Consider the following 23,365-nt stretch of genomic DNA (forward strand, 5'->3'; position numbering starts at 1 on the left):
AATTCCGTCAGTATTTTTGAATAGGCGTCTTATTCATTTAAGACGCCTATTTTGATTAATTGTTCAGATAGAATGGGCGGCCGTACTTAATCGCGTTGTCAGAACCATCCAGTTCTTTGACAGCAGTGTATTCACGCTGGTTGGTCGCAAAGCCTTGAATACCGAAGTTAACGCTGAAGTTATTTTCGTATTCAGGTGATGCCCCGGTGCTGCCGATAGCTTGGTCTTCCCAACCAAGCAATTGGTTTGAGTAAGTGACGCCAATGTACCAACAGTCAGATTGGTAACGTAGGCTCGCTAACCATTCTAGGTCCGCATTTTCATTGAGGTCGTAGTAGTATTGACCACTCGCAGACCAGTTCGGGTTGAACTCGTAGGCCGCTACAATACCTGCTTGAGAAATACCTTTACGAGTAATTGTGTCTAGGTTTTCGAGAATGATCGTATCTTCGATGTATTCACGCGTAACGTAGCGATAGTTACCCTGAATAAAGCCGCCGTTGAATTGGTATTCCAAGGTACTGTTTGCCAACTGCATGGAGCTCAAATCAATATCGTATTGAATTCCACCGTGATAGAACAAGTAATCGTTGTAGTTGAAATCAGCTTCAATTGCCCATGATGAGTAATTGGTTGTCTCATCCGGAAGATTTGGGCTGTTGCTCAGTTTGGTCTTTTTATCGAAGTAGTAAATCTGACCAAATGAAACGTTAAGACGCTCTTTATAGTCATCATCAAAGAAGCGAGTACTCGCACCGTAGCTTAACTGGTTCGCCGAGGCGATTTTATCAATGCCACTGTACTTACGACTGCGGAATAGCCCGTAGTAGTCGGTTTGTAGCAAGGTGGTATCGTAGTTGTAGATGTTGGTTTGATCTTCTTCAGGTACGTACAAGTACTGCAGCTGAGGCTCCAGTGTTTGTGTGTAGCCCTTGATCCAGCTTGTATCTCGCTCTAAGTAAAGTTGCGCATGCGTACGGAACTCAGGAATAACACGAGAAACTTCATCATCCAACTGGTTTTGCAAGTTTACATCTGTCAAACCCGTTAAGTCTTGAGAGTAATACGTAGAGAGCACACGCGCTTCTGTTGTCCACGTTGCCCATGAGTTTGAGAGTGGTAATGTAAGCCCTGGTTCAATGTGAACACGGGTCGCATTTGGTCGCGCAGCATCGCTCGTATCGAAGCGGCTGACTTGGCTCTTCACGTCAAAGTTAAGGTAATCTCCCCACAACGGCGTGTAGTAGTTCAAGTCTAACTGAGGAAGCAGGCGATAAGGGCGGTTCTCTTCTTTCAATAAGATTTGGAAGTCACGAACGGTTAACGAGGCATCCCAGAAGTCAGAACGATATTGTACTTGTCCTTCTTGAACCAGTTGACCATCTTCACGGTTACCAATGTCGGAGTCGAGATCGAGGAAGTAATCAATATCACTCACTTTTGAGTAATCGACTTTGACTATCCACTGTTTATTGATGATACCGTCGTGTTTAACTTGGTAGCCCCAACGAGACTCGTCCTGATATTTGCGATCACTATTGAGGTATTCGCCTTTGATTTCTCCATTTCCCCAACCATCTGTTAGGTAGCGGAAGTCAGTATCGAGTTTTGTACCACGTTGCTGCATATAGAGCGTGGTGAGTGTCATGTCATATTGAGGCGCGATGTTCCAATAGAATGGCACCTCGACTTCCATACCATCACTAGAACCGTACGATAAAGAAGGGAAGAGGAAACCCGTTTTACGCGTATCTCCAATTGGCATGGTTAGATACGGCACATAGAAAACAGGCACATCTAACACTTCAAATCGAGGATGGTGCAGCGTCGCTGTCTCTTCATCTTGGTCAACATCGATGCCTGACGCAACCAATCGCCATGAATTATCGCCTTGAGGGCACGATGTGATAGAGCCATCTTCGAGTTCATAAACCGACTGACCTGTGCGAGCGATATAGGCTGCAGTGCCTCGGCCTTGTTGGCAAAGGAACTGATAATCGGTGTTCTCAAGTGAAAACGTATCTTGATTAATGTCGTTAGTAACACGATCAGATCGAGCTTTGACTTGGCCGTCATTGAAAGTCACGTTGCCTTCGGCAACCACGACGTTGTCTTGTTGGTGCAGCGTTACGCTATCTGCGGTAATTTTCTTCTGGCCTTGGGTGACTTGTACATTACCTGAGTACTGAGCTTTGTCACCATTGATGGCTTGCAGGGTGTCAGCTTCTACCACTACTGGGGTATTAAGAGCGTCCTCCTCGCCACTTGTATCGACCAAACATTGATCTGTGGCGGGCATTTCCTGCACACTATCATGGATATTCGCTTCAGCTTGAGTGGTGGGTACAAACAAGGCGGTGCTGATAGAGGCCGCTAAAAATGTGCGGGAGAAATGTTGCATTGAATTGAACTTTCCTGTGTCACTACTACTCGATGGCTATAGGGCTTGTTGTACCCTAGCGTAATAGCCAAATGAATCAACTATAGTCGCATTTATCCCAGCGTATTGATTCACTGTGGCATAATGACGACAAAATAGCTGCAAAGATAAGCAGGCGAAATGGCCTAGCCGAAATAAAACTAATTCCATTATCATAAAGGAAATCGTTGCATCCGGCACTATAAGACCGCCGTCGTCGATAAAAATTCATTGATAGAGAACACATAATGCATATTTTTGGCAAAATTCTGGGTGCCTTTTTTGGCTTGTTACTTGGCGGGCCGCTAGGTTTACTCTTTGGCTTATTTATTGGCCATCAATTCGATAAAGCACGTCGCTTGAGTCAAGCCGGGTTCTCTACTGGCGGCTTTGGAAAAGGGCCAAGTCAAGCTCAACGCCAGGAAGAGTTTTTTAAAGCGGCGTTTGCGGTAATGGGACATGTGGCAAAAGCGAAAGGCCAAGTCACCAAAGAGGAAATCCAACTGGCTTCTGCCATGATGGACCGCATGAATTTGCATGGCGAACAGCGTCGCGCAGCGCAAGACGCGTTTCGTGAAGGTAAAGACAGCGACTTTCCGTTAGAAGATGTTCTTGTTCGTGTGAAAATTTCGACAGCTGGTCGCTTTGACTTGTTGCAATTTTTCTTAGAGCTGCAAATCTCGGCGGCCTTTGCAGATGGCTCAATCCACCCGAGTGAACGAAATGTACTACACAAAATTGCACGTGGTTTGGGTTTCTCTTCTGAGCAATTAGAGCGTCGTTTGCAAATGCAAGAAGCCGCATTTCGTTTCCAAAGCCAGGGCGGTTTTCATGGTCAGCATCAAGGCCAATCTTCTGGTGGTAGCTGGCAACAAGCTTCACAAGCAGATCAACTGGCTGACGCGTACAAAATTCTGGATGTGTCTTCAGATGCCGACAGTAAAACCGTCAAGCGTGCTTATCGTAAATTGATGAACGAGCATCACCCGGACAAATTGATGGCTAAAGGTTTACCACCAGAGATGATGAACGTCGCGAAAGAGAAATCTCAAGAGATTCAAAACGCTTACGATCTTATTAAGAAGGTTAAAGGCTTTAAGTAGCCGGACGTTTTCTATCAAACATTTGGATGTAAAAAAGGGCACTCAGTGCCCTTTTTTCATGTCTTAGTCTTTGAGTTGCCGGTGTCTTTAGCTTTTGGCCTATTATGTCCCTAATGCTAATTGACCTCACATCCCCCCAGTTTAGTTGGCTTGATTCAAGTCCCAATCGTATTCGTATTTCACTTTGCCAGAGAAGTTTTTGTATTGCGGTGCGTACTTTGCGATGTGTTTGAAGATTTGTTTTTCTCCACCAAAGTCCGTTGCAAACCAATCATAAATAGAAGACAGCTGTGCCGTGTTACCTTGGATAGATACGCCTTTGCTGCTGTTGATAAATGTTTTGGCGGCACTATCCAGTAGAGCTTGCGTGTTGTCAGCAGTGAATGCTTGAGCTTGTAGGTTAGGGCATCCCAAACTTGCACAATTTACGGCGTAATGCGTTCTTGGGTCATTCCAAATTGGACGCAAAATTCGATGTTCAATATCGTTTAAAGTTAGATCCTTCCCGTTGACCACGACCACATCGTCTCCCCAAGGACCAAAGCTAAATAAACCACCTAGCTTGGTGATTGATTCGACTGGATAGTTATCCAAAATAAGATCTACCGTGATGGCGTTGTAAAGGTTTACCCAATAGGCATATTGCTCTGCTTGGCTGTATTGTAGAGGGTCTAGTTTTGCCAAACGCTGGATGTATTGTTTCAGCTTGGTTTTATCGACAGAGGAGACTTGGCTGTAACGAAACAAGGTATTCTCGCCTTGTTCAACTAAATAAGTATCGAGTAGTTGTTGCCATTCTTGATGAGAAATTTGGGTTTGGTTGGCTTGATTCGATTGTTTCCAATATGGCCATAAGTCGGATTTTGGAGCGGAAAATGTCGAGAAAGAAACCAGAGCACACAACAGCAATAACAGACGCTTCATAGAGATACCTTTGAATGAGATATTGTTGATAGTGTAGACCAGTTTAGTGCTTGTTTTCTTTCAGTAATCAGTGGTCTTTATTCGCCGTCATTCCGAGGAGCATAAGCGATATCAGGAATCTAATACCCACAAACTCTTGAGTAAAGACAGTATGAATCTGCACAGTGCGCTCTGGCAGTAGATCCTGAATTACACTCCTTCGTCGCTGTTCAGGATGACGAATTTCAACAGAGGCGTTCGGTATTCTGTAAGCAAAGCGATATGAGAACAGTTACCCAAAACATTAAAAGGGCCGACAATTGCCAGCCCTTGATTTGTGTATTTACTAACGCGTCTTAACGCAAGAAGCTTGGAATATTCGCTTCGTACTCGGCAATCTTATCTTCGTGCTGAAGGGTTAGACCAATGTTGTCCAAACCGTTTAGCAAGCAATGACGACGGAACGAATCGATTTCAAAGCTGTACTCTTTGCCGTTGGCGCGAACCACATTCGCTTCTAGGTCGACCTCGACTTCTGCACCTTCATTTGCCTCAACAAACTGGAAGATTTCATCCACTTCTTGTTCAGTCAAACGAACTGGTACCATTTGGTTGTTGATCGAGTTGCCGTAAAAGATATCGGCAAAGCTTGGTGCGATCATCGCTTTTATGCCGTAATCCGCTAGTGCCCACGGTGCGTGCTCACGAGATGAGCCACAGCCGAAGTTTTCACGAGCCAGCAAGATAGAAGCGCCTTGGTAGCGAGGTGCGTTCATCACGAACTCTGGATTTGGCTGTTCGCCAGCATCGTCTAGGAAGCGCCAGTCATGGAATAGGTGCTTACCAAACCCTAGGCGGGAGACCTTTTGTAGGAACTGCTTTGGAATGATGGCATCAGTATCAACGTTCGCTGCATCTAGAGGAACAACTAAGCCTGTGTGTTGTTTAAAGCCTGACATTTGTTTGCTCCTTAGTCTAGTTCACGAATATCTACAAAGTGACCAGCAATTGCTGCCGCCGCTGCCATCGCAGGGCTCACTAGGTGGGTACGGCCATCACGACCTTGGCGGCCTTCAAAGTTACGGTTTGAAGTAGACGCACAACGTTCATGTGGGCCCAAACGGTCATTGTTCATTGCTAGACACATCGAGCAACCTGGTAGGCGCCACTCAAAGCCCGCTTCTTTAAAGATAACGTCCAAGCCTTCCGCTTCTGCTTGCGCTTTTACTTGCTCAGAGCCAGGAACGATGAGCGCTTGAACGTGAGGCGCGACTTTGCGACCTTTCGCTACTTCAGCGGCCGCGCGCATGTCTTCGATACGTGAGTTAGTACAAGAACCAACGAAGACTTTATCGACGTTGTAGTCAGACAATGACTTGCCTGCCTCTAGGCCCATGTAAGCCAATGCTTTTTCTGCCGATGCTTTTTCTACTGGGTCGGCAAAGCTTTCTGGTGCTGGGATCGGTTGATCTACTGCGATCACTTGGCCTGGGTTAGTACCCCAAGTGACTTGTGGTCTGATATCCGCTGCGTTTAGTGTCACGACTGCATCAAACTGAGCATCATCGTCCGTTTTTAATGTTTTCCAGTATTCTACTGCTGCATCAAAGTCGGCACCTTGGGGTGAGAATTTACGGCCTTTGATGTATTCGAACGTGGTTTCATCTGGTGCAATCAAACCGGCTTTCGCACCTAGCTCAATTGCCATATTACATACGGTCATACGGCCTTCCATTGAAAGGTCGGTGATCGCTTCTCCGCAGAATTCAACCACGTAGCCTGTACCGCCAGCAGCTGTGGTTTCACCGATGATCGCTAGCACGATGTCTTTCGCCGTGATGCCCGGAGCCACTTTGCCTTTCACTTCGATCTTCATCGTTTTAGCGCGCGCTTGTTTTAGCGTTTGAGTTGCTAATACGTGCTCAACTTCAGATGTACCAATACCAAAAGCGAGAGAACCGAACGCACCGTGTGTAGCCGTGTGCGAGTCACCACAAACAATGGTCATTCCCGGTAGGGTAATACCAAGCTCTGGGCCCATAACGTGGACAATACCTTGATATTTATGGTTAATGTCGTAAAGCGTAACACCAAACTCTTCACAGTTTTTCGATAGCGTTTCCATCTGGATACGAGCCATCTCACCGGATGCGTTGATGTCTTTGGTGGTTGTTGAAACGTTGTGGTCCATGGTGGCAAAAGTTTTGCTGACCTGACGCACCTTACGACCTTTTTCACGCAAGCCGTCAAATGCTTGCGGAGACGTCACTTCATGTACCAAGTGACGGTCGATGTACAAGATTGGGTTTTCCCCTTCTGCTGCGACGGCAACGTGTGCGTCGTAGACTTTTTCGTATAGTGTTTTGCCCATTGTTTGCTTCCTTTCCTCGTTATCCTTGTTGCTTTGTTTTAGCACCAATGACTTAGAGGTAAGTCATTGGTGGATAGAGGATTTAGTATTTATTATGAATCTGTTCTGTATTACGAGTTTAAGATGTACTCAGCGATCTTATCGCCCATCTCAGATGTTGTAAGCGCAGGGTTGTCACCAGCAAGATCGCCCGTTAGCTCCCCAGCTGAAAGTGCTTTTGATACTGCGGCTTCAATGTCTTGCGCCGCAGTTTCTTCACCTAGGCTGTAACGCAGCATCAGTGCTGCTGATAGGATTTGCGCCACAGGGTTAGCAATATTCTTACCTGCGATATCGGGTGCACTGCCACCTGCTGGCTCGTACAGACCGAATTTGCTTTCGTTTAGACTTGCTGATGGCAACATACCCATAGAGCCTGTGATCATCGCACATTCATCAGAAATGATGTCGCCGAAGATGTTTGAACACAGCATTACGTCGAACTGAGCAGGGTCTTTGATAAGCTGCATAGTCGCGTTATCAATGTACATGTGTGACAACTCGACATCTGGGTAGTCTTTTGCGATTTCTTCGACTACTTCACGCCATAAGATAGAGCTTTGTAGAACGTTCGCTTTGTCGATAGAGCACACTTTCTTGCGACGTAGACGAGCAGAGTCAAAAGCGATTTTTGCAATACGTTCGATCTCAAAGCGGTGGTACACCTCAGTATCAAATGCTTTTTCTGTTGCGCCTTCACCTTCACGACCTTTCGGTTGGCCGAAGTAGATACCACCCGTCAGTTCACGGACTACCACGATGTCAAAGCCGCGACCCGAGATGTCTGCACGTAACGGTGAGAAAGCTTCAAGACCTGAGTGAATTTGCGCTGGACGTAAGTTACAGAACAGTTGGAAGTGTTTGCGTAGTGGAAGTAGGGCACCGCGTTCAGGTTGGTCGTTTGGTGGTAAGTGCTCCCACTTAGGGCCGCCAACCGAGCCGAATAGGACTGCATCAGACTCTTCACATGCTTTTATTGTGCTCTCTGGAAGTGGGCAACCGTGGTTGTCGATCGCGATACCACCTACATCATGCTCGTCACGCTCAAACGCAATACCATGTTTCTTTTCGATTGCATCCAATACTTTATGTGCCTGCGCCATTACTTCCGGGCCAATGCCGTCACCGGGTAGGACGGCAATTTTGTACGATTTGTCTGTCATGTTAATCCTTTAAGTTTTCTAATTTTGAGCTTAATTATTTCAACGAGCGTGTTCTTTCCTGAGCCGTGTAGCCCGGTTGTTATTACACAGTCGCAATCTTTTTCTGCTTCATTTCTTCGATTTTATCTGCACGATGAATGCTGTTAATAACGTGCAATAATGCTTGGCCGGAAGCCTCAACGATGTCGGTGGAAACACCCGTACCGTGGTATTTGCGACCTTTGTAGTTGGCAATGATGTCTGCTTGACCCAAACCATCTTCACCTTCACCTTTCGCGGTTAGGTCGAATTTATCCAGAACGATGTCGTAGCCTGTCACGCGGTAGATACATTGGTATAGCGCATCAACTGGGCCATTACCGACCGCTGCTTCACACATTTCTTCATCACCGCATTGCATTTTGATGCTGGTGGTGGCCATTACGCTGCCAGACTGCACGCTTAGGTAGCTCAATTTGTAGAAGTCATCTTCTTCACGCAAGTTCGAGAAGTGCATTAGGGCTTCTAGGTCGTAATCGAACACTTGGCCTTTGCGGTCAGCAAGTTTCAAGAAATCCGCATACAGTGCGTCTAGGTTGTACTCGTCTTCGTTGTAACCCATGGTGTCCATATGGCTCTTCACGGCAGCGCGACCGCTGCGGCTGGTTAGGTTCAGAGCTTGGTTTTTTAGGCCAATAGACTCAGGGGTCATGATTTCGTAGGTATTCTTATTCTTCAACATGCCATCTTGGTGGATGCCTGAAGAGTGGCTAAACGCATTTGCACCCACAATTGCTTTGTTGCTTTGAATAGGCATATTGCATAGCTGGCTAACCAACTTACTGGTGCGGTGAATTTCATCATGCTTAATGCCAGTGTGAACGCCCAAAAACTCTTGACGAGTCTTGATGATCATTGCGATCTCTTCAAGTGAACAGTTACCCGCTCGCTCTCCAATGCCATTGATCGTGCCTTCTATCTGACGTGCGCCAGCTTGAACGGCGGCAATAGAGTTGGCAACTGACATCCCCAAATCGTCGTGACAGTGAACGGAGATGATCGCTTTATCAATGTTCGGAACGCGGTTAAATAGGGTTTCAATAATCCCACCAAACTCACTTGGTACGGTGTAGCCAACGGTATCTGGAATGTTGATTGTACTCGCACCTGCATTGATGGCGGCTTCTACCATGCGACATAGGTTGTCGATTGGAGTACGACCAGCATCTTCACAAGAAAACTCGACATCATCAGTGTAGTTACGTGCATGTTTAACGGCGTTGACTGCCATTTCTAGTACATCGTCGTAGCTGCGGCGTAGTTTGTCTTCTACGTGAATGGTGGAAGTGGCTAAAAACGTGTGAATACGGAATTGGTCAGCCACTTTTAATGCTTCAGCGGCAGCATCAATGTCTTTCGCAACGGCACGCGAAAGGGCACAAACTCGACTGTTTTTTATGTTTTTTGCGATGGTTTGTACAGACTCGAAATCACCTGGTGAAGAGATTGGGAAGCCAGCTTCGATAACATCAACGCCGAGTCTTTCCAGCGCATAGGCAATCTGCAGTTTTTCTTTAACCGTCAAGCTTGCTGACAACGCTTGCTCGCCATCACGCAATGTGGTGTCGAATATAATGACCTGATCGTTCATGTTTGCTTCCTTCCTGATTTCTGCACTTTTGCGCAAGTGAATCGTTTACTTCCAGTATTTAGATATAAAAAAACCCGCATTCTCATGCGGGTTCTTAGAAATTGGTGTGGTTATTTTTCTTCCACAGCCTACCCGCGCGAACTGGTCACGATCAGGAGGAGGCTAAGCAGGATAGAAAAATGCGCTGACATAGTTGTTAAGCTTTCCACATAATTAAGTTAACAAATTAGTACCGCACTCCATGAAGCGCGTCAACCCTAAAGTCGATTTTTTATTCATATCGGATGAGTCTTTTCGTTTGCTTGAAAAAAATGATGCACTAAGTGAAACGACATGATGCGATAGAAACGTGCTAGAAGAAGTAAGTTCTCATCAAGTTTGCGACGTTTCATTACCAAAACAAGCATCGGGATTGCGACTTGTCACACAAAGGTCCGAATTGTTTGGCAAAAGTTTTGAATGACCATTTATAGTAGTGCAGTTGCACTAGGTAAAAGAAATAAGGGTTAGGGAAAGAATGAGGTTAACAAAACAATTTGGACGTTCAGCCATAGTATTTACTCTGGTCAGCTTGTCGGGTTGTCAGCTGTTTCAATCGCAGACCTATGTGGAAGTGGCTTCCCCCGTTGTTATGAATGATCACTCGCAGAGCGTCATGGTTATCAATGATCAAATGGATCGATTTTTGAGTTATGAGGGACGTGAATCGTTCTTGAATCAGATGCTTGTTGCCCTTGAGTCTGACAGCCGAAATAAGTTTAAAGGTAAAGATCCGGAAACGTATTCTTGGTGGAAGATCCGCGTTCAACCTAGTGAGAAACAGCAAGCGGAAGTTTTCCGACCAACCACTGAAGGTGTCGATACTTCAAACCCAGTAGAGTTTATGGATGTTTCTTACCGCTCTAAGACCACATTAAACCTACGCTCTAAACCGAGTCTTGAAGGGGCAAAGCTTGGCGTATTATCGAAAGGGGAAGTCTTTAATGTGCTAGCAAAAGTGGTTGATCAACCTTGGTTTCTCGTTGAACAGAAAGGAGTGATAAAAGGTTATGTCCATAAGGATTATGCGCGCAGCAATGTGATAAATCGTGACATTTTATCTACTCAGCCTAACCCTCTACTAGAGCCTAAATCGAGTAAAACGGAGCAAACGAGTATAGAGCATGAACTGTCGGGAAACTATACTTGCCGCTCACTGAGCTATGAGCTTACAAAAGATGGCGACATGACGACGGGCTCTTTGCGCGCCTGCCGCAAGAAGAGAAAAGTCTGGTATATAGACACCCCTCAACCGCAACCAGCAAACCCTTCTTAATGTTCTATTTTTATGGTTATGCCCAATAGATAAATTGTTGGGCACACCTTAATTTGGCCTTTGTCATTAATTGTCCAAATTCCCGTCATGCTGTTGTCACCTAAACCTCCTACTTTTCACACAAAGGCGTTGTCAAAGTAAGGAAAGGTCACATGCGAACCATAGAGACAATTACACAGCCAATTGCAACCATTGCTAAGTTTGATTTAGCGCTCTCTAGTGTTTGTCTTAAGCACCGTTTTAATCAACAAGTCGCCAATATCAGCAAAGGAGTCTCCCACAGTGGTGACGGGCATCTTTACTTGGTGTTGGGTTTATTAGCTTGGTATTTAGATAAGGAGCAAGGAGTCTGGTTTTTACTGGCGGGTTTACTTGCTTTTGCTATCGAGCTACCAATTTATTGGACGCTGAAAAATAGTTTTAAGCGTCGTCGCCCTGAAGAGCTTAGTGCACTCCTTCCTGCTTTTATTACTCCCTCCGATCGCTACAGTCTTCCTTCAGGACACACTGCCGCTGCGTTTGTCATGGCGACGCTGATTGACCATTTCTATCCGAGCCTAGGCGTTGCTGCATTCTTTTGGGCAAGTTTAATCGGAACCGCGCGAATCTTATTGGGTGTGCACTTTTTTACCGATGTCATCATTGGTGCACTGCTTGGCAGTCTTTGTGGTGGATTAGCGATTGCGATGTTAGGAGGCTAATTGATGAAAATCTTGTACGGTGTTCAAGGGACAGGAAACGGACATATTGCACGCGCAAGGGCGATGAGTCATGCGTTTAAAGAGCACAATGTTGAGGTCAACTTTTTGTTTTCTGGGCGAGCGCCGGAAAAATACTTTTCAATGGAAGCATTTGGCGATTACCAGACTCGCCGAGGCTTCACCTTTATTACCGAAAAAGGCTCTGTAAACTACGCGAAAACAGCATTGAATAACAATTTGGTGCAGTTTTTCAAAGAAGTTAAGCAACTCGATCTGTCGTCCTACGATCTTATCATTAATGATTTCGAACCTGTGACTGCGTGGGCAGCGAGACAACAAAATAAGCCTTCTATTGGTATTAGCCACCAAAATGCTTTCCGTTATCCGGTGCCACTAAAGGGAGCAAGTTGGTTAGATAAATCCGTCATTGAATACTTTGCGCCTTCTCAACATCACCTTGGTTTGCATTGGCATCATTTTGATCAACCTTTGTTACCACCAATAGTGCATACCGTCGATAGCCAAGCAGAAAACGACGACTTCGTGTTGGTGTATCTGCCGTTCGAATCGATAGAAGATATCTCGGACTTATTGTTCCACTTTAATCAACAAGCGTTTATCTGTTATCACCCGGATGTGATCGAATGTGAGCAGGTAGAAAACATAGAACTGCGCCCTTTATGCCACAGCAACTTCCAGCATCATTTGCATCGCTGTAGTGGTGTCATTGCTAATGGTGGGTTTGAGCTTCCTTCAGAAGCCTTGTCTTTGGGGAAAAAATTGTTACTAAAGCCACTCGCGGGTCAATTCGAGCAGCAGAGCAATGTTGCGACCTTAGAAGATTTAGGGCTTGCGATGTCGATGGAGAGCTTAGACATTTCCGCAGTACGCCAGTGGCTAAAGGAGCAACAAGCCGAAAGTGTGAAATACCCAGATGTTGCTCAGGCTATTGTTCATTGGGTACTGCAAGGTGCATGGGATTCAAAAGCAGAGTTATCCAGACAACTGTGGGAGCAGGTTGATTTTCCAAGTTACGTGTCGAACATTTAAGTACGTTGTTCAGTACACTGTTCCTTCCATTTTTGACACGATTTTGTTGCAGCCTTTCTGTTTAGAAGGCTGCATTTTTATTCTTCCTCTCTCATTTCTATTCAGTGTGTATTTGCTGATAATTTGACTGATAAGTGCAAAATTCAATCAGAGATATAGCTGTCATCTGTTGTTCTTATTCCAACTAATAACTGAGCTAAATGCATGCTTGTGTTGACCGCCTGTCCTATCAATTTGCTAAATACGTCCTCAAAGAATGCATTTTTACGTGTTTTATAGTTTTTTATGTTTTTATCAAGTCTTTGTTATTTAATAAATAAATACCTAATTGGCTAAAATTTACTGATTAAATATCAATCTAGTTGCGAAACCGCAATCGATTAGTTGATAGTACAGTTCGAGCCGGAAGTATCCGGACGATAAATATAATAAAAAGTTAGGTTATCTATTCGTAAAATGATTCGAATCCAGCCGCCGTCTTTTGTGCGAGATGGGATTCTATTCGTTATGAATTTAATGAACAAAGTTGACGATTACAAAAGAGGCGCACTCAATGTTAGAGAAGAAAGACGCGATGAGCGCAATTGCTAGCTACCGTATGGAAAGCACTTTGCGTGGTGTAGATTTAAACCTACTGACTGTATTTGATGCTGTAATGCAAGAGCAAAATATTACTCGTGCAGCACATAACCTAGGCATGTCTCAACCGGCGGTAAGTAACGCCGTGGCACGCTTAAAAGTGATGTTTAACGACGAGCTATTCATGCGCCAAGGCCGTGGTATTCAGCCTACGCAACGAGCACGTCAACTGTTTGGTCCTATTCGCCAAGCACTGCAGCTGATTCGCAATGAACTTCCTAGCTCTGTATTCCAACCAGAATCCTCGACTCGCTTATTCAAGCTTGCGATTTGCAGCCCTTGTGACATGCGTTTTGCTCCGAAGATCATGGCAAAAGTGAATCAACAAGCACCAAACGTTCAGCTTCACCTAGATGCAGAATTTGACCGTTTGTTGTCTGAGCGTATGCGCTACCAAGAAATTGATTTCGTGATCGACTACGCTCGTTTTGATGAGCAAGGTTTCTCAAGTACTGAAATCTTCAAAGATGAATTAGTGGTTATCGCATCAAAAACCCACCCACGCATTCAAGGTGGTGTGACGGCTGAGCAACTGCTTAACGAAAAGCATGCGAAGTTATCGAAAGTGCATGGCCAACGTAGTTTCTCAGAGCAAGCGTACCGTGAACTGGATTGCCAAGCGGCGTATGAAGGTTCTAGTTTAAGCAACCTACTATACGTGGTGGGTCAATCTGAGCTTGTGACTATTGCACCACGTTGGATGGCGGAAAATGCGGTAAACAGCGATCAACTGCAAATTCTTGATTTCCCATTTGCGAACAAAGAAATCAGCGGATTCTTAAGCTGGCATGAATCAAGTGAAAAAGATAAAGGCCACATTTGGCTGCGCGATCAACTGATGATCACTTGTGGTGAAGTCGTTGCCGCAAAATAAGATGACGTTTGGTCTTCTCGATTAGACCATATTGGTAATCATCAATTTTTACAATTCATTGGTCCCCGAGCGATTTTTGTCTCTCGGGGCTTTTTGTTTTCGTAATCAACAATCGAAACAGTAAGTTAAATAGAGTAATCATTCAGCAATTTGAGGTACGTTCGCGACGTATAAGTGATAGTTGTCTCTTATTAGTGATAAGTTTGATACTGGTCAGTTGCGTTTTAGCAAGCCGTGAGTACACTTGTTCGCTCAATTAGCTTACGCCTGTAAGCCAAAAGGTAAGTAAAAGAATGGCCAAGTTAGATTTTCATATCGTTAAACGTATTCGTGAACAAATTGCGAACGGTGGTACACGCGTTGCACTCAAGCATAAAGTGGGTGAGGAGTGGCAAGGTATTACGTGGACGCAATTTGGTCAGCAAGTTGATGCTTTATCACTTGCACTTTTGGCTCAGGGATTAGGAGTCCAAGATAAGATCGGCATTTTCTCGAACAACATGCCGCAATGGACGATCGCTGATATCGCAGCACTGCAATTACGCAGCGTGACAGTACCTATTTACCCAACCAATACTGCCGCCCAGTCGGCGTACATCATTAACAATGCAGACGTCAAAGTTCTGTTTGTTGGTGAACAGCCTCAATTTGATGCAGCAGTGAGCATTTTCGACCAGTGCGAACAGTTAGAGCTCATTGTTGCGATGTCTGATGATATAGAACTTGGCGATCATGATTTCGTTATCTCTTGGCAAGCATTTGTTGCCAAAGGCGACACTACATATCAAGTTGAATTGGATGCGCGTTTAGATCAGGCAAAAGAAGATGATCTACTCACGCTCATCTACACCTCGGGTACAACAGGCCAGCCAAAAGGCGTTATGTTGGACTACGCAAACATTGCGGCGCAATTGGAAGGGCACGATCAGCGCTTGAGCCTTTCTCAAAGTGACGTGTCATTATGTTTCCTTCCGCTGTCACACGTATTTGAGCGCGCTTGGACCTTTTATGTATTGTACAAAGGGGCGACCAACTGCTATTTGCAAGACACCATGCAAGTACGTGATGCACTGAGCCAGGTGCGACCTACCGTGATGTGTGCCGTACCGCGTTTCTATGAGAAGATCTTCTCTGCGATTCACGAGAAAGTGTCTCGCGCGCCGATTCATCGTAAGATCATGTTTACTTGGGCAGTCAACATGGGCGCAAAAATGGCCGCTTGTCATCAAGAAAAACGTCAGCCATCGCTCTTGCTGCGTAAGTCATACGCTTTGGCGGATAAGTTGGTTCTGAGCAAACTGCGTGCGCTACTTGGCGGGCAAATCAACTTTATGCCTTGTGGTGGTGCAAAGCTGGATGAAACCATCGGTCGATTCTTCCATGCGATTGGTATCAACGTTAAGTTGGGCTACGGCATGACTGAAACCACGGCGACAGTATCGTGTTGGGATGATAAATGTTTTAACCCCGACTCTATTGGTATGTCGATGCCTGGCGCACAGGTTAAGATCGGCGAAAACAACGAGATTCTGGTTCGTGGTCCAATGGTGATGCGTGGCTATTACAAAATGCCAGAAGAGACGGAAAAGACCTTTGATGAGCACGGTTTCCTAAAAACGGGCGACGCTGGTTACATTGATGAAAATGGCAACTTGTTCATCACCGACCGTATCAAAGAGTTGATGAAAACTTCAGGTGGTAAATACATCGCTCCACAAATGATTGAAGGTGCGATTGGTAAAGACCACTTTATCGAGCAAATAGCAGTCATTGCGGATACTCGTAAGTTTGTTTCTGCGCTTATCGTGCCTTGTTATGATTCGCTAGAAGAGTACGCGAAAGAGCTGAATATCAAATATCACGATCGCGTTGAGTTGATTAAGCACCACCAGGTGGTCGAAATGCTTGAGAAGCGTGTGAACGATCTTCAAAAAGAGTTGGCAAAGTTTGAACAAGTGAAGAAGTTTAAACTGTTACCAAGAGCTTTCTCTATGGATGATGGTGAGTTAACGCCAACTCAAAAACTTCGTCGTAAAGTCATCAATGACAAATACCAAGATGAAATTGAAGAAATGTATAAGGAAAAGTCGGATAAAAAGTAACTTAAGCTGACTTAGATTTTATATTGATGAAAAAATCCCCAGTGATGTGATCGCGCATTGCTGGGGATTTTTGTTTGTATTGATTTTTTCTGTTCTGCTCGTCAAATAACGCTATTTCGCACCCTGTAGCTAAAAGCTTATGAAATAATGTTCTTTTTTTGAGCGTTAACTTTTTAGGTTGTACTGTGAAATAGGAGATGTGTGGCTGCTATTCCTACTAACATTCTAATTACTAGTATCTTGTTTAAAAAGTAGACCAATCTCTCATTAGACCCTTTGATAATAAAACGTTACATTTGTTGGGTAACCTTGCGGGATGTTATGACGAACGCAAGACATAGCCGAAAACGTGGAAGTATTTCGATTAGGCTACGAATAAGACCTAGACTATGTAAAACCAGACCAATCCGTTGACCTTACGGTGAGGAAACTGGCTAAGGAGAGCAATTATGACAGCAATGTTGTCAGGCGCAGAGATGGTGGTTCAATCTCTGATAGAAGAGCACGTAGAGCAGATCTTTGGCTACCCAGGTGGCTCTGTTTTGGATATCTACGATGCACTGCATGCCAAAACCGATCAAATCAAACACGTACTTGTAAGGCATGAGCAAGCCGCCACTCATATGGCAGATGGTTACGCTCGAGCTACCGGTAAACCGGGTGTCGTACTTGTGTGCTCGGGGCCGGGCGCGACCAATACCATTACGGGTATTGCAACAGCGTATATGGACTCTATCCCAATGATCGTTATCTCGGGTAACGTACCGAATAGCCTAATTGGTAATGATGCTTTCCAAGAGTGTGACATCGTCGGTGTCTCCCGCCCAGTGGTCAAACACAGCTTTTTAGTAAAAAAAGCGGAAGATATTCCTGAAACAATCAAAAAAGCGTTTTATATCGCGACTACAGGTCGACCTGGTCCAGTTGTGATTGATTTGCCAAAAGATGTAATGAACCCGCAAATCAAACTGCCTTATCAATATCCAGAAACGCTTTCAATGCGCTCTTACAAGCCGACAACTTCGGGCCATAAAGGTCAGATTAAAAAAGCGCTTAAATCGCTATTAGAAGCGAAAAAACCAGTGCTTTATATCGGTGGTGGTGCGGTGATTTCTGGCGCCCATGAACATATTTTAGAGCTTTCCGACAAACTGAACCTACCAGTAGTGAGTACTTTGATGGGCTTGGGGGCATTCCCGGGTACACATAAAAACTCACTGGGCATGTTGGGTATGCACGGCACTTACGAAGCTAATATGGCAATGCATGAAGCGGATCTTATTTTTGGTATCGGTGTGCGTTTTGATGACCGTACAACCAACAACCTTGAAAAGTACTGCCCAAACGCAAAAGTGATGCATATTGATATCGATCCGTCATCGATCTCGAAAAACGTGAAAGTGGATTTGCCGATCGTAGGTTCTGCGGAAAAAGTGCTGACAACCATGCTCGGGCTGCTTGCAGAGCAAGGTAGTGGAAATGATCAAGATGCTATCACCGCATGGTGGGATGACATTCAAGTATGGCGTGACCGTAACTGCTTGTCTTATGAAACGTCTCCAGAACGAATCAAGCCACAGCAAGTAATTGAAACGCTGCACAAGCTAACTAATGGTGACGCATATGTGGCGTCTGATGTGGGCCAGCATCAGATGTTTGCGGCTCTGTACTACCCATTCAATAAGCCGCGCCGTTGGATAAACTCTGGTGGTCTTGGCACCATGGGATTTGGTCTTCCGGCTGGCATGGGCGTGAAGTTTGCCATGCCACAAGAAGAGGTCGTGGTTGTGACTGGTGACGGCAGTATTCAGATGAATATTCAAGAATTGTCGACAGCCATGCAATACGACATTCCAGTGAAGATCATCAACCTGAACAACCGATTCTTAGGCATGGTAAAACAGTGGCAAGACATTATTTATCAAGGTCGTCACTCTAATTCTTACATGAGTTCTGTTCCTGACTTTGCAGCGATTGCAGAAGCTTATGGTCACGTCGGTATTCGTATCGAAACGCCTGATCAGCTCGAAGAAGGGCTACAAAAAGCGTTGGATATGAAAGATCGTCTGGTGTTTGTGGACATCAACGTAGACGAAACCGAACACGTATACCCGATGCAAATCAAAGGTGAGGGTATGGATAAAATGTGGCTAAGCAAAACGGAGAGAACTTAATATGAGACACATTATTTCATTGCTATTGGAAAACCAACCGGGAGCGTTGTCTCGTGTTGTTGGTTTGTTCTCTCAACGTGGTTACAACATTGAATCTTTGACGGTATCACCGACTGATGATGAAACCCTGTCGCGAATGAACATTACCACGACATCTGATGAGATGCAGTTGGAACAAATTCAGAAGCAGTTACACAAATTGATCGATGTGCTGAAAGTGCAAGAAGTCACCGAGTATGAGCACATTGAGCGTGAACTGATGATGGTGAAAGTGAAAGCCAGTGGTTTTGCGCGAGCAGAAGTGAAGCGGACGGCAGACATCTTTCGTGGCCAGATCGTGGATGTCACGGCTTCCCAATACACCGTACAACTTGCGGGTACGAGTGAAAAGCTAGATGCCTTCATTCAAGCGATATCCGAAGTGACCGAGGTTGTCGAAGTTGCTCGTAGTGGTGTCGTTGGCATTGCGCGAGGAGAGCGAGCCCTCAAACCTTAACTCTCTGATTGCATATAGAAAAGCCACTTAATCTAAGTGGCTTTTTTGTTTAGAAAATAACAATTAATGATATAATTGTCGTTTTAGTAAGCATGATAGGCATTAGACGTGTGAAAGTACCTAAGCGAGTCGGCACCTTATTGGCGACAGCACTATTTTTTAGTGCACTCACTGCCGCTTACTACTATCAGAAATATCTGACGTTGTTAGAAAACAATGTTGAGAACACCGCTCAAGAAGCGTTACATCAATTGGCCTATACTGGCCGTGAATACAGCAATATTCAGGATCAAATCGAAACGATCAGTGACCTACTTGGTCACAGCCAAAGTCTGTATGAATATCTGCGCCAACCTAACCGGGTGAACCGTTCCATCTTAGAAGACATGTGGATCTCGGTCGCAATCAATCAAAAGTTGTATAAGCAAATTCGCTTTCTTGATGTTTCTGGTCGAGAAAAAGTGAGGATTAATTATGAGATTGAAACAGGCGCTGCGTTGCCCGCGATCAAATTGCAAAATAAGTCAGAGCGAGATTACTTTCAATTCGCTAAGAACTTAGACGATGGCGAAATCGCTTCGTGGGGGATAGGTTTAGAACGAGAGTATGGCGAGTTAGTCTATCCCTATAGTCCGTCACTGCGTATTTTGATGCCTATTTCGCTTAACGGAAAGCGCGAAGGGTATCTTGTGCTTAATGTTGATATTGACTATTTATCCTCTCGACTCAACTATTCGTCAGTGCTTGATTTCCATATTGAGCTGATTAAGAGTGACGGATTTTACATTGATAGCCCTAAATCAGCTCGTTTGTATGGCCATATAATTCCCGCTCGCTCTCAATTTAATTTTGGCCGGATGTACCCAAACATTTGGCGTAGTTTAAATTCAAAAGATTCGGGCTATGCTTACAATGGTTCGAATTTGGTCGCGTATCGCACCATCCAGTTTGTTTCTAGCGAACCTCTTCATCTGGTTATTGATCTTACCAATGAGCAGTTATTATCCCGAGCTCAGAGGGATATTGATGACTTAATCCAAGAAGCGTTTTTTGTTCTAAGTTTGGTGCTCGGCTTCACTTTGCCGACGGCAGCCCTTGCTCTGCATTATCGGCGTCATAGTATGGAATCGAAGTTGGCTCGAGCTGCTCTTGATGGTATGACTGCGGTGATGATCTCGGATGCTTCACATAGAATCATCATGGTTAATCAAGAGTTTGAAAACATGATGGGTTACTCAACCAAGCATGCCCAAGGTTGGAGTGCACATCATTTAATTCTCTTACCTGAAGATCTCGAAGCAAACCTGAGTATCTGGAAAACACTGAAGAGTGAACACGTATGGGAAGGGGAGATTCGTTGTCGAACTAAGTTTAATCAAGTCTTTACTGCAATAATGCGTATTCAGGCGAATTTAACCAAATCAGGTAAAGTGAGTTATTACATTACGTCGCTGGTGGATATCTCTGGGCAAAAAGAGTTAGAAGAAAAATTACGAAACCTAAGCGAAAAAGATGGCTTGACGGGGTTGTGGAACCGCCGAAAATTTGAAGAGCAATTGGCGCAATATGCGGGGATTATTGAACGCTATCCTGATAGCCCTCCTGCTTGTTTGGCGTTGTTTGATATTGACCACTTTAAACGTATTAATGACGAGCTTGGCCACGACGAAGGAGACAAGGTGATTTGTAGTGTCGCAGAAACCCTCCTAGAAGAAGTCCGCAGCACAGACTTTGTATCTCGTGTCGGTGGTGAGGAATTTGCAGTGATTATGCCGCATACAACACTAGAAGAGGCTGAAATTGTATTGAACAGGCTACGTGTCGCGGTTCAAATGCGTAGTGGTAGAGGCATTACTGTCAGTGCTGGATATAGTGATTTAACCTCTGATCGTACAAGAACGTATAAATGTGCTGATATTGCTTTGTATGAGTCAAAAAGTGCAGGGCGTAACTGCGTATCGCTATGTCATAGTTATGATGATATTGCTTAGTGCTTTTACAAAAACGAAAAAACGGGGATAGACCCCCGCTTTTTAGTCTCAACGTTATTCGCTAGCCAGTATGCGACATTGGTTGTCGATGGCGGCTTCGATACACTGTATTGACTGTCTCAAATAACGCTCTAGATAACCTAAAGCATCCTGACTCTTTTTGTCTAGCGATGCCTTCATCAGTATTTCTTGCTCATCGAGATTACAGTGCCCAGGGTTCCCTGTGCCTAAAATCTGCATCGCGAAGTATTGGTAGCGTTTAATTTGCGTGAGTAGATCGCGGAAAAACCCAAACATATTGACAGAGCCAGCACCTTCAAACAGCGCAGTAAGAAACTGATTTTGGCGCTCTTCCCATTCCCTCCAACAAAAGCTTTCGCCAGGTTTTACTCGGGATAACTTGTGATAAGCAGTTAGTACATCCAGTTCCCATTTTTCATCGCCAATCATAATTGCCTTACTGAGTAAGCATGCGGAGACCATTTGCAGGCTTTCGTACAAGTCATGTAACTCATCTTTACATACAGGTGCAACCCAGCAGCCTTTTTGCGGCTCGAGTTTGACGTATTTGCTCCAAGATAATTGCACCAATGCTTCTCGAATGGGTGACGCTCCTACGTTGTACTTCTCTTTGAGTTCGGCAACCACGAGTTTTTGACCTGGTTTAAGCTCGCCATCGAGAATATCCTGACGGATCATTCTTAATACTTTGTCGGTAAGAGTGGGACTAGACACATACACCTCATAGAAACTTTAATCGTGACGATAAAATTAAACAGTACGAAATTCTGATAGAGGTAAATAATACAATTAGCCTATTATGAGAGCAAGAAAGCCATATAAAAAAGGAGGGCATAAGCCCTCCTTCTCAAGAAACTGAAGTGTTAAAAGTTCAGTCTTATAGCACGTGTACAGAAGCTGTGTTCGTAGTACCTGAAGCAACTAGAGCGCCAGAAACCATAACAACGATATCGCCTTTGTTACCTAGACCTGATTCTAGAGCAAGTTCTTTACCCGCTACGTAGAATGCGTCAGTGCTTTCGATTGAATCAACAACTACTGGAGTAACACCTTTAGTTAGAACTAGCTGTGCAGCAGTTTTCTTGTTAGTTGTTAGCGCTAGGATGTTTGCAGTTGGGAAGTACTTACGTACTGAACGTGCAGACTTACCGCCTTCAGTTGCAACAACGATAAGTGGAGCTGCTAGTTTCTCAGCTGTGTCTACAGCGCCTTTACATACTGCTTCAGTGATGCGAAGACGTGGGCTGTCTAGACGAGAACCTAGTTCAGCTTTTAGCGCTGAGTCAGTACGGTTCGCGATTTGAGCCATGATAGTTACCGCTTCAACAGGGTATTTACCTTTCGCCGTTTCACCAGAAAGCATTACTGCGTCAGTACCGTCCATTACCGCGTTAGCAACGTCGCCTGCTTCCGCACGTGTAGGACGTGGGTTGTTGATCATAGAATCAAGCATTTGAGTTGCTGTGATAACCATCTTACGTGCACGGTTACACTTCTCGATCATCATTTTCTGAGCGAAGATTACTTCTTCAGCTGGGATTTCAACACCTAGGTCACCACGTGCAACCATGATGCCGTCAGAAAGCTCTAGGATCTCGTCGAAGTTATCAACACCTTCTTGGTTTTCGATCTTAGAGATGATGTGGATGTTCTCGCCGCCGTTTGCAGCAAGTACTTCACGGATTTCTTGAACGTCAGACGCTTTACGGATGAAAGAAGCTGCTACGAAGTCAACGCCTTGCTCACAACCAAATTTAAGGTCGTTCTTATCTTTTTCAGATAGTGCAGGTAGGTTTACAGAAACGCCAGGAAGGTTAACACCTTTGTTTTCGCCTAGTGCACCGTTGTTAAGAACTTTACATTTAACTTCAGTTTCAGTCTTAGAGATAACTTCCATCTCGATTAGACCGTCGTCTACTAGGATAGTGTTACCTACGTTTAGGTCTGCTGCGAAACCAGCGTAAGTTACTGCAACTTTATCTTTGTTACCTACAACTGAAGTGTCAGTTGTGAAAGTGAATTCTTGACCTGCTACTAGATCAACATCGTTACCGCCTTCTAGCTTGATAGTGCGGATTTCTGGACCTTTAGTATCTAGAAGAATTGCTAGTGGTTTGCCAGTAGCTTCCATTACTTTACGGAAGTTCGCGATACGAGTGCCGTGTTCTTCGTAGTCACCGTGAGAGAAGTTAAGGCGCATTACGTTCATGCCTGCGTTAACTAGTTCAGTTAGCTTCTCTACAGATTCTGTTTTAGGGCCAATCGTACATACGATTTTGGTCTTTTTCATGGAAGATACTCTCCGATAAGTATAGTTACAATTTGAAAGTCGGTTATTTACTCTGAAGTCAGGACGTTTTTGATGACATTTAGT

Annotated in this window: 17 protein-coding genes; 9 read left to right on the forward strand and 8 right to left on the reverse strand. The window is 44.7% G+C overall.

All coding sequences use genetic code 11. The features are described 5' to 3' along the window. Nucleotides 1-55: 55 nt before the first annotated feature. Nucleotides 56-2,401: an LPS assembly protein LptD gene (lptD, locus tag R7040_RS09380; protein WP_318096707.1), complete on the reverse strand. Its 2,346-nt coding sequence runs from the start codon at nt 2,399-2,401 to the stop codon at nt 56-58. Nucleotides 2,402-2,667: 266 nt separating this feature from the next. Here lptD and djlA point away from each other — a divergent pair, with 266 nt between their 5' ends. Next, on the forward strand, nt 2,668-3,522 hold the full coding sequence (gene djlA, locus R7040_RS09385) for a co-chaperone DjlA (protein ID WP_005383076.1): 855 nt from the start codon (nt 2,668-2,670) through the stop codon (nt 3,520-3,522). Nucleotides 3,523-3,663: 141 nt separating this feature from the next. Here djlA and R7040_RS09390 read toward each other — a convergent pair whose 3' ends face one another. The 5 genes from R7040_RS09390 to leuA all read right to left on the reverse strand — a co-directional run bounded on the left by R7040_RS09390 (nt 3,664) and on the right by leuA (nt 9,628). After that, nucleotides 3,664-4,446 (reverse strand): DUF547 domain-containing protein, encoded by a 783-nt coding sequence (locus tag R7040_RS09390; RefSeq protein WP_170893667.1) that lies wholly within the window; start codon nt 4,444-4,446, stop codon nt 3,664-3,666. Between the two features lie 335 nt (nt 4,447-4,781). After that, nucleotides 4,782-5,384 carry a 3-isopropylmalate dehydratase small subunit gene (gene leuD, locus R7040_RS09395; protein ID WP_005379679.1) on the reverse strand — a complete coding sequence of 201 codons (603 nt, stop codon included), beginning with the start codon at nt 5,382-5,384 and terminating at the stop codon, nt 4,782-4,784. An 11-nt stretch (nt 5,385-5,395) separates the two neighbouring features. Next, nucleotides 5,396-6,796, reverse strand: coding sequence for a 3-isopropylmalate dehydratase large subunit (gene leuC, locus R7040_RS09400; protein ID WP_005383069.1), 1,401 nt, complete (start codon nt 6,794-6,796; stop codon nt 5,396-5,398). A 110-nt stretch (nt 6,797-6,906) separates the two neighbouring features. After that, complete coding sequence (gene leuB / locus R7040_RS09405) at nt 6,907-7,998, reverse strand: 3-isopropylmalate dehydrogenase (RefSeq protein ID WP_213893927.1); 1,092 nt, start codon at nt 7,996-7,998, stop codon at nt 6,907-6,909. A gap of 82 nt (nt 7,999-8,080) precedes the next feature. Next, the gene (gene leuA, locus R7040_RS09410) at nt 8,081-9,628 is read right to left on the reverse strand and encodes a 2-isopropylmalate synthase (protein WP_005379685.1); all 1,548 of its coding nucleotides are present in this window, start codon (nt 9,626-9,628) and stop codon (nt 8,081-8,083) included. Between the two features lie 517 nt (nt 9,629-10,145). Here leuA and R7040_RS09415 point away from each other — a divergent pair. From R7040_RS09415 to R7040_RS09450, 8 genes are all read left to right on the forward strand, one after another. Beyond that, the gene (locus tag R7040_RS09415; protein ID WP_047101941.1) at nt 10,146-10,943 is read left to right on the forward strand and encodes an SH3 domain-containing protein; all 798 of its coding nucleotides are present in this window, start codon (nt 10,146-10,148) and stop codon (nt 10,941-10,943) included. Nucleotides 10,944-11,095: 152 nt separating this feature from the next. After that, entirely contained in the window at nt 11,096-11,644 is a 549-nt protein-coding gene (locus R7040_RS09420) for a phosphatase PAP2 family protein (protein ID WP_005379690.1), read from the forward strand. A gap of 3 nt (nt 11,645-11,647) precedes the next feature. Further along, nucleotides 11,648-12,694, forward strand: a complete 1,047-nt coding sequence (locus tag R7040_RS09425) for an MJ1255/VC2487 family glycosyltransferase (protein ID WP_054576647.1) — start codon at nt 11,648-11,650, stop codon at nt 12,692-12,694. A 553-nt stretch (nt 12,695-13,247) separates the two neighbouring features. Further along, on the forward strand, nt 13,248-14,207 hold the full coding sequence (gene calR / locus R7040_RS09430; protein ID WP_005379693.1) for a LysR family transcriptional regulator CalR: 960 nt from the start codon (nt 13,248-13,250) through the stop codon (nt 14,205-14,207). A gap of 293 nt (nt 14,208-14,500) precedes the next feature. Further along, entirely contained in the window at nt 14,501-16,309 is a 1,809-nt protein-coding gene (locus tag R7040_RS09435; RefSeq protein WP_033906039.1) for an AMP-dependent synthetase/ligase, read from the forward strand. A 449-nt stretch (nt 16,310-16,758) separates the two neighbouring features. Next, nucleotides 16,759-18,483 (forward strand): acetolactate synthase 3 large subunit, encoded by a 1,725-nt coding sequence (locus R7040_RS09440; protein ID WP_005379695.1) that lies wholly within the window; start codon nt 16,759-16,761, stop codon nt 18,481-18,483. A gap of 1 nt (nt 18,484) precedes the next feature. Then, nucleotides 18,485-18,979, forward strand: a complete 495-nt coding sequence (gene ilvN, locus R7040_RS09445) for an acetolactate synthase small subunit (protein ID WP_005379697.1) — start codon at nt 18,485-18,487, stop codon at nt 18,977-18,979. 110 nt (nt 18,980-19,089) lie between these two features. Further along, on the forward strand, nt 19,090-20,970 hold the full coding sequence (locus R7040_RS09450) for a GGDEF domain-containing protein (RefSeq protein ID WP_054574259.1): 1,881 nt from the start codon (nt 19,090-19,092) through the stop codon (nt 20,968-20,970). 54 nt (nt 20,971-21,024) lie between these two features. Here R7040_RS09450 and R7040_RS09455 read toward each other — a convergent pair whose 3' ends face one another. Both R7040_RS09455 and pykF read right to left on the reverse strand, forming a co-directional pair. Then, on the reverse strand, nt 21,025-21,711 hold the full coding sequence (locus tag R7040_RS09455; RefSeq protein WP_080659233.1) for a GntR family transcriptional regulator: 687 nt from the start codon (nt 21,709-21,711) through the stop codon (nt 21,025-21,027). A 157-nt stretch (nt 21,712-21,868) separates the two neighbouring features. Further along, nucleotides 21,869-23,281 (reverse strand): pyruvate kinase PykF, encoded by a 1,413-nt coding sequence (gene pykF / locus R7040_RS09460; RefSeq protein ID WP_005392243.1) that lies wholly within the window; start codon nt 23,279-23,281, stop codon nt 21,869-21,871. Nucleotides 23,282-23,365 lie beyond the last annotated feature (84 nt).

The organism is Vibrio sp. 1069, from assembly GCF_033340555.1.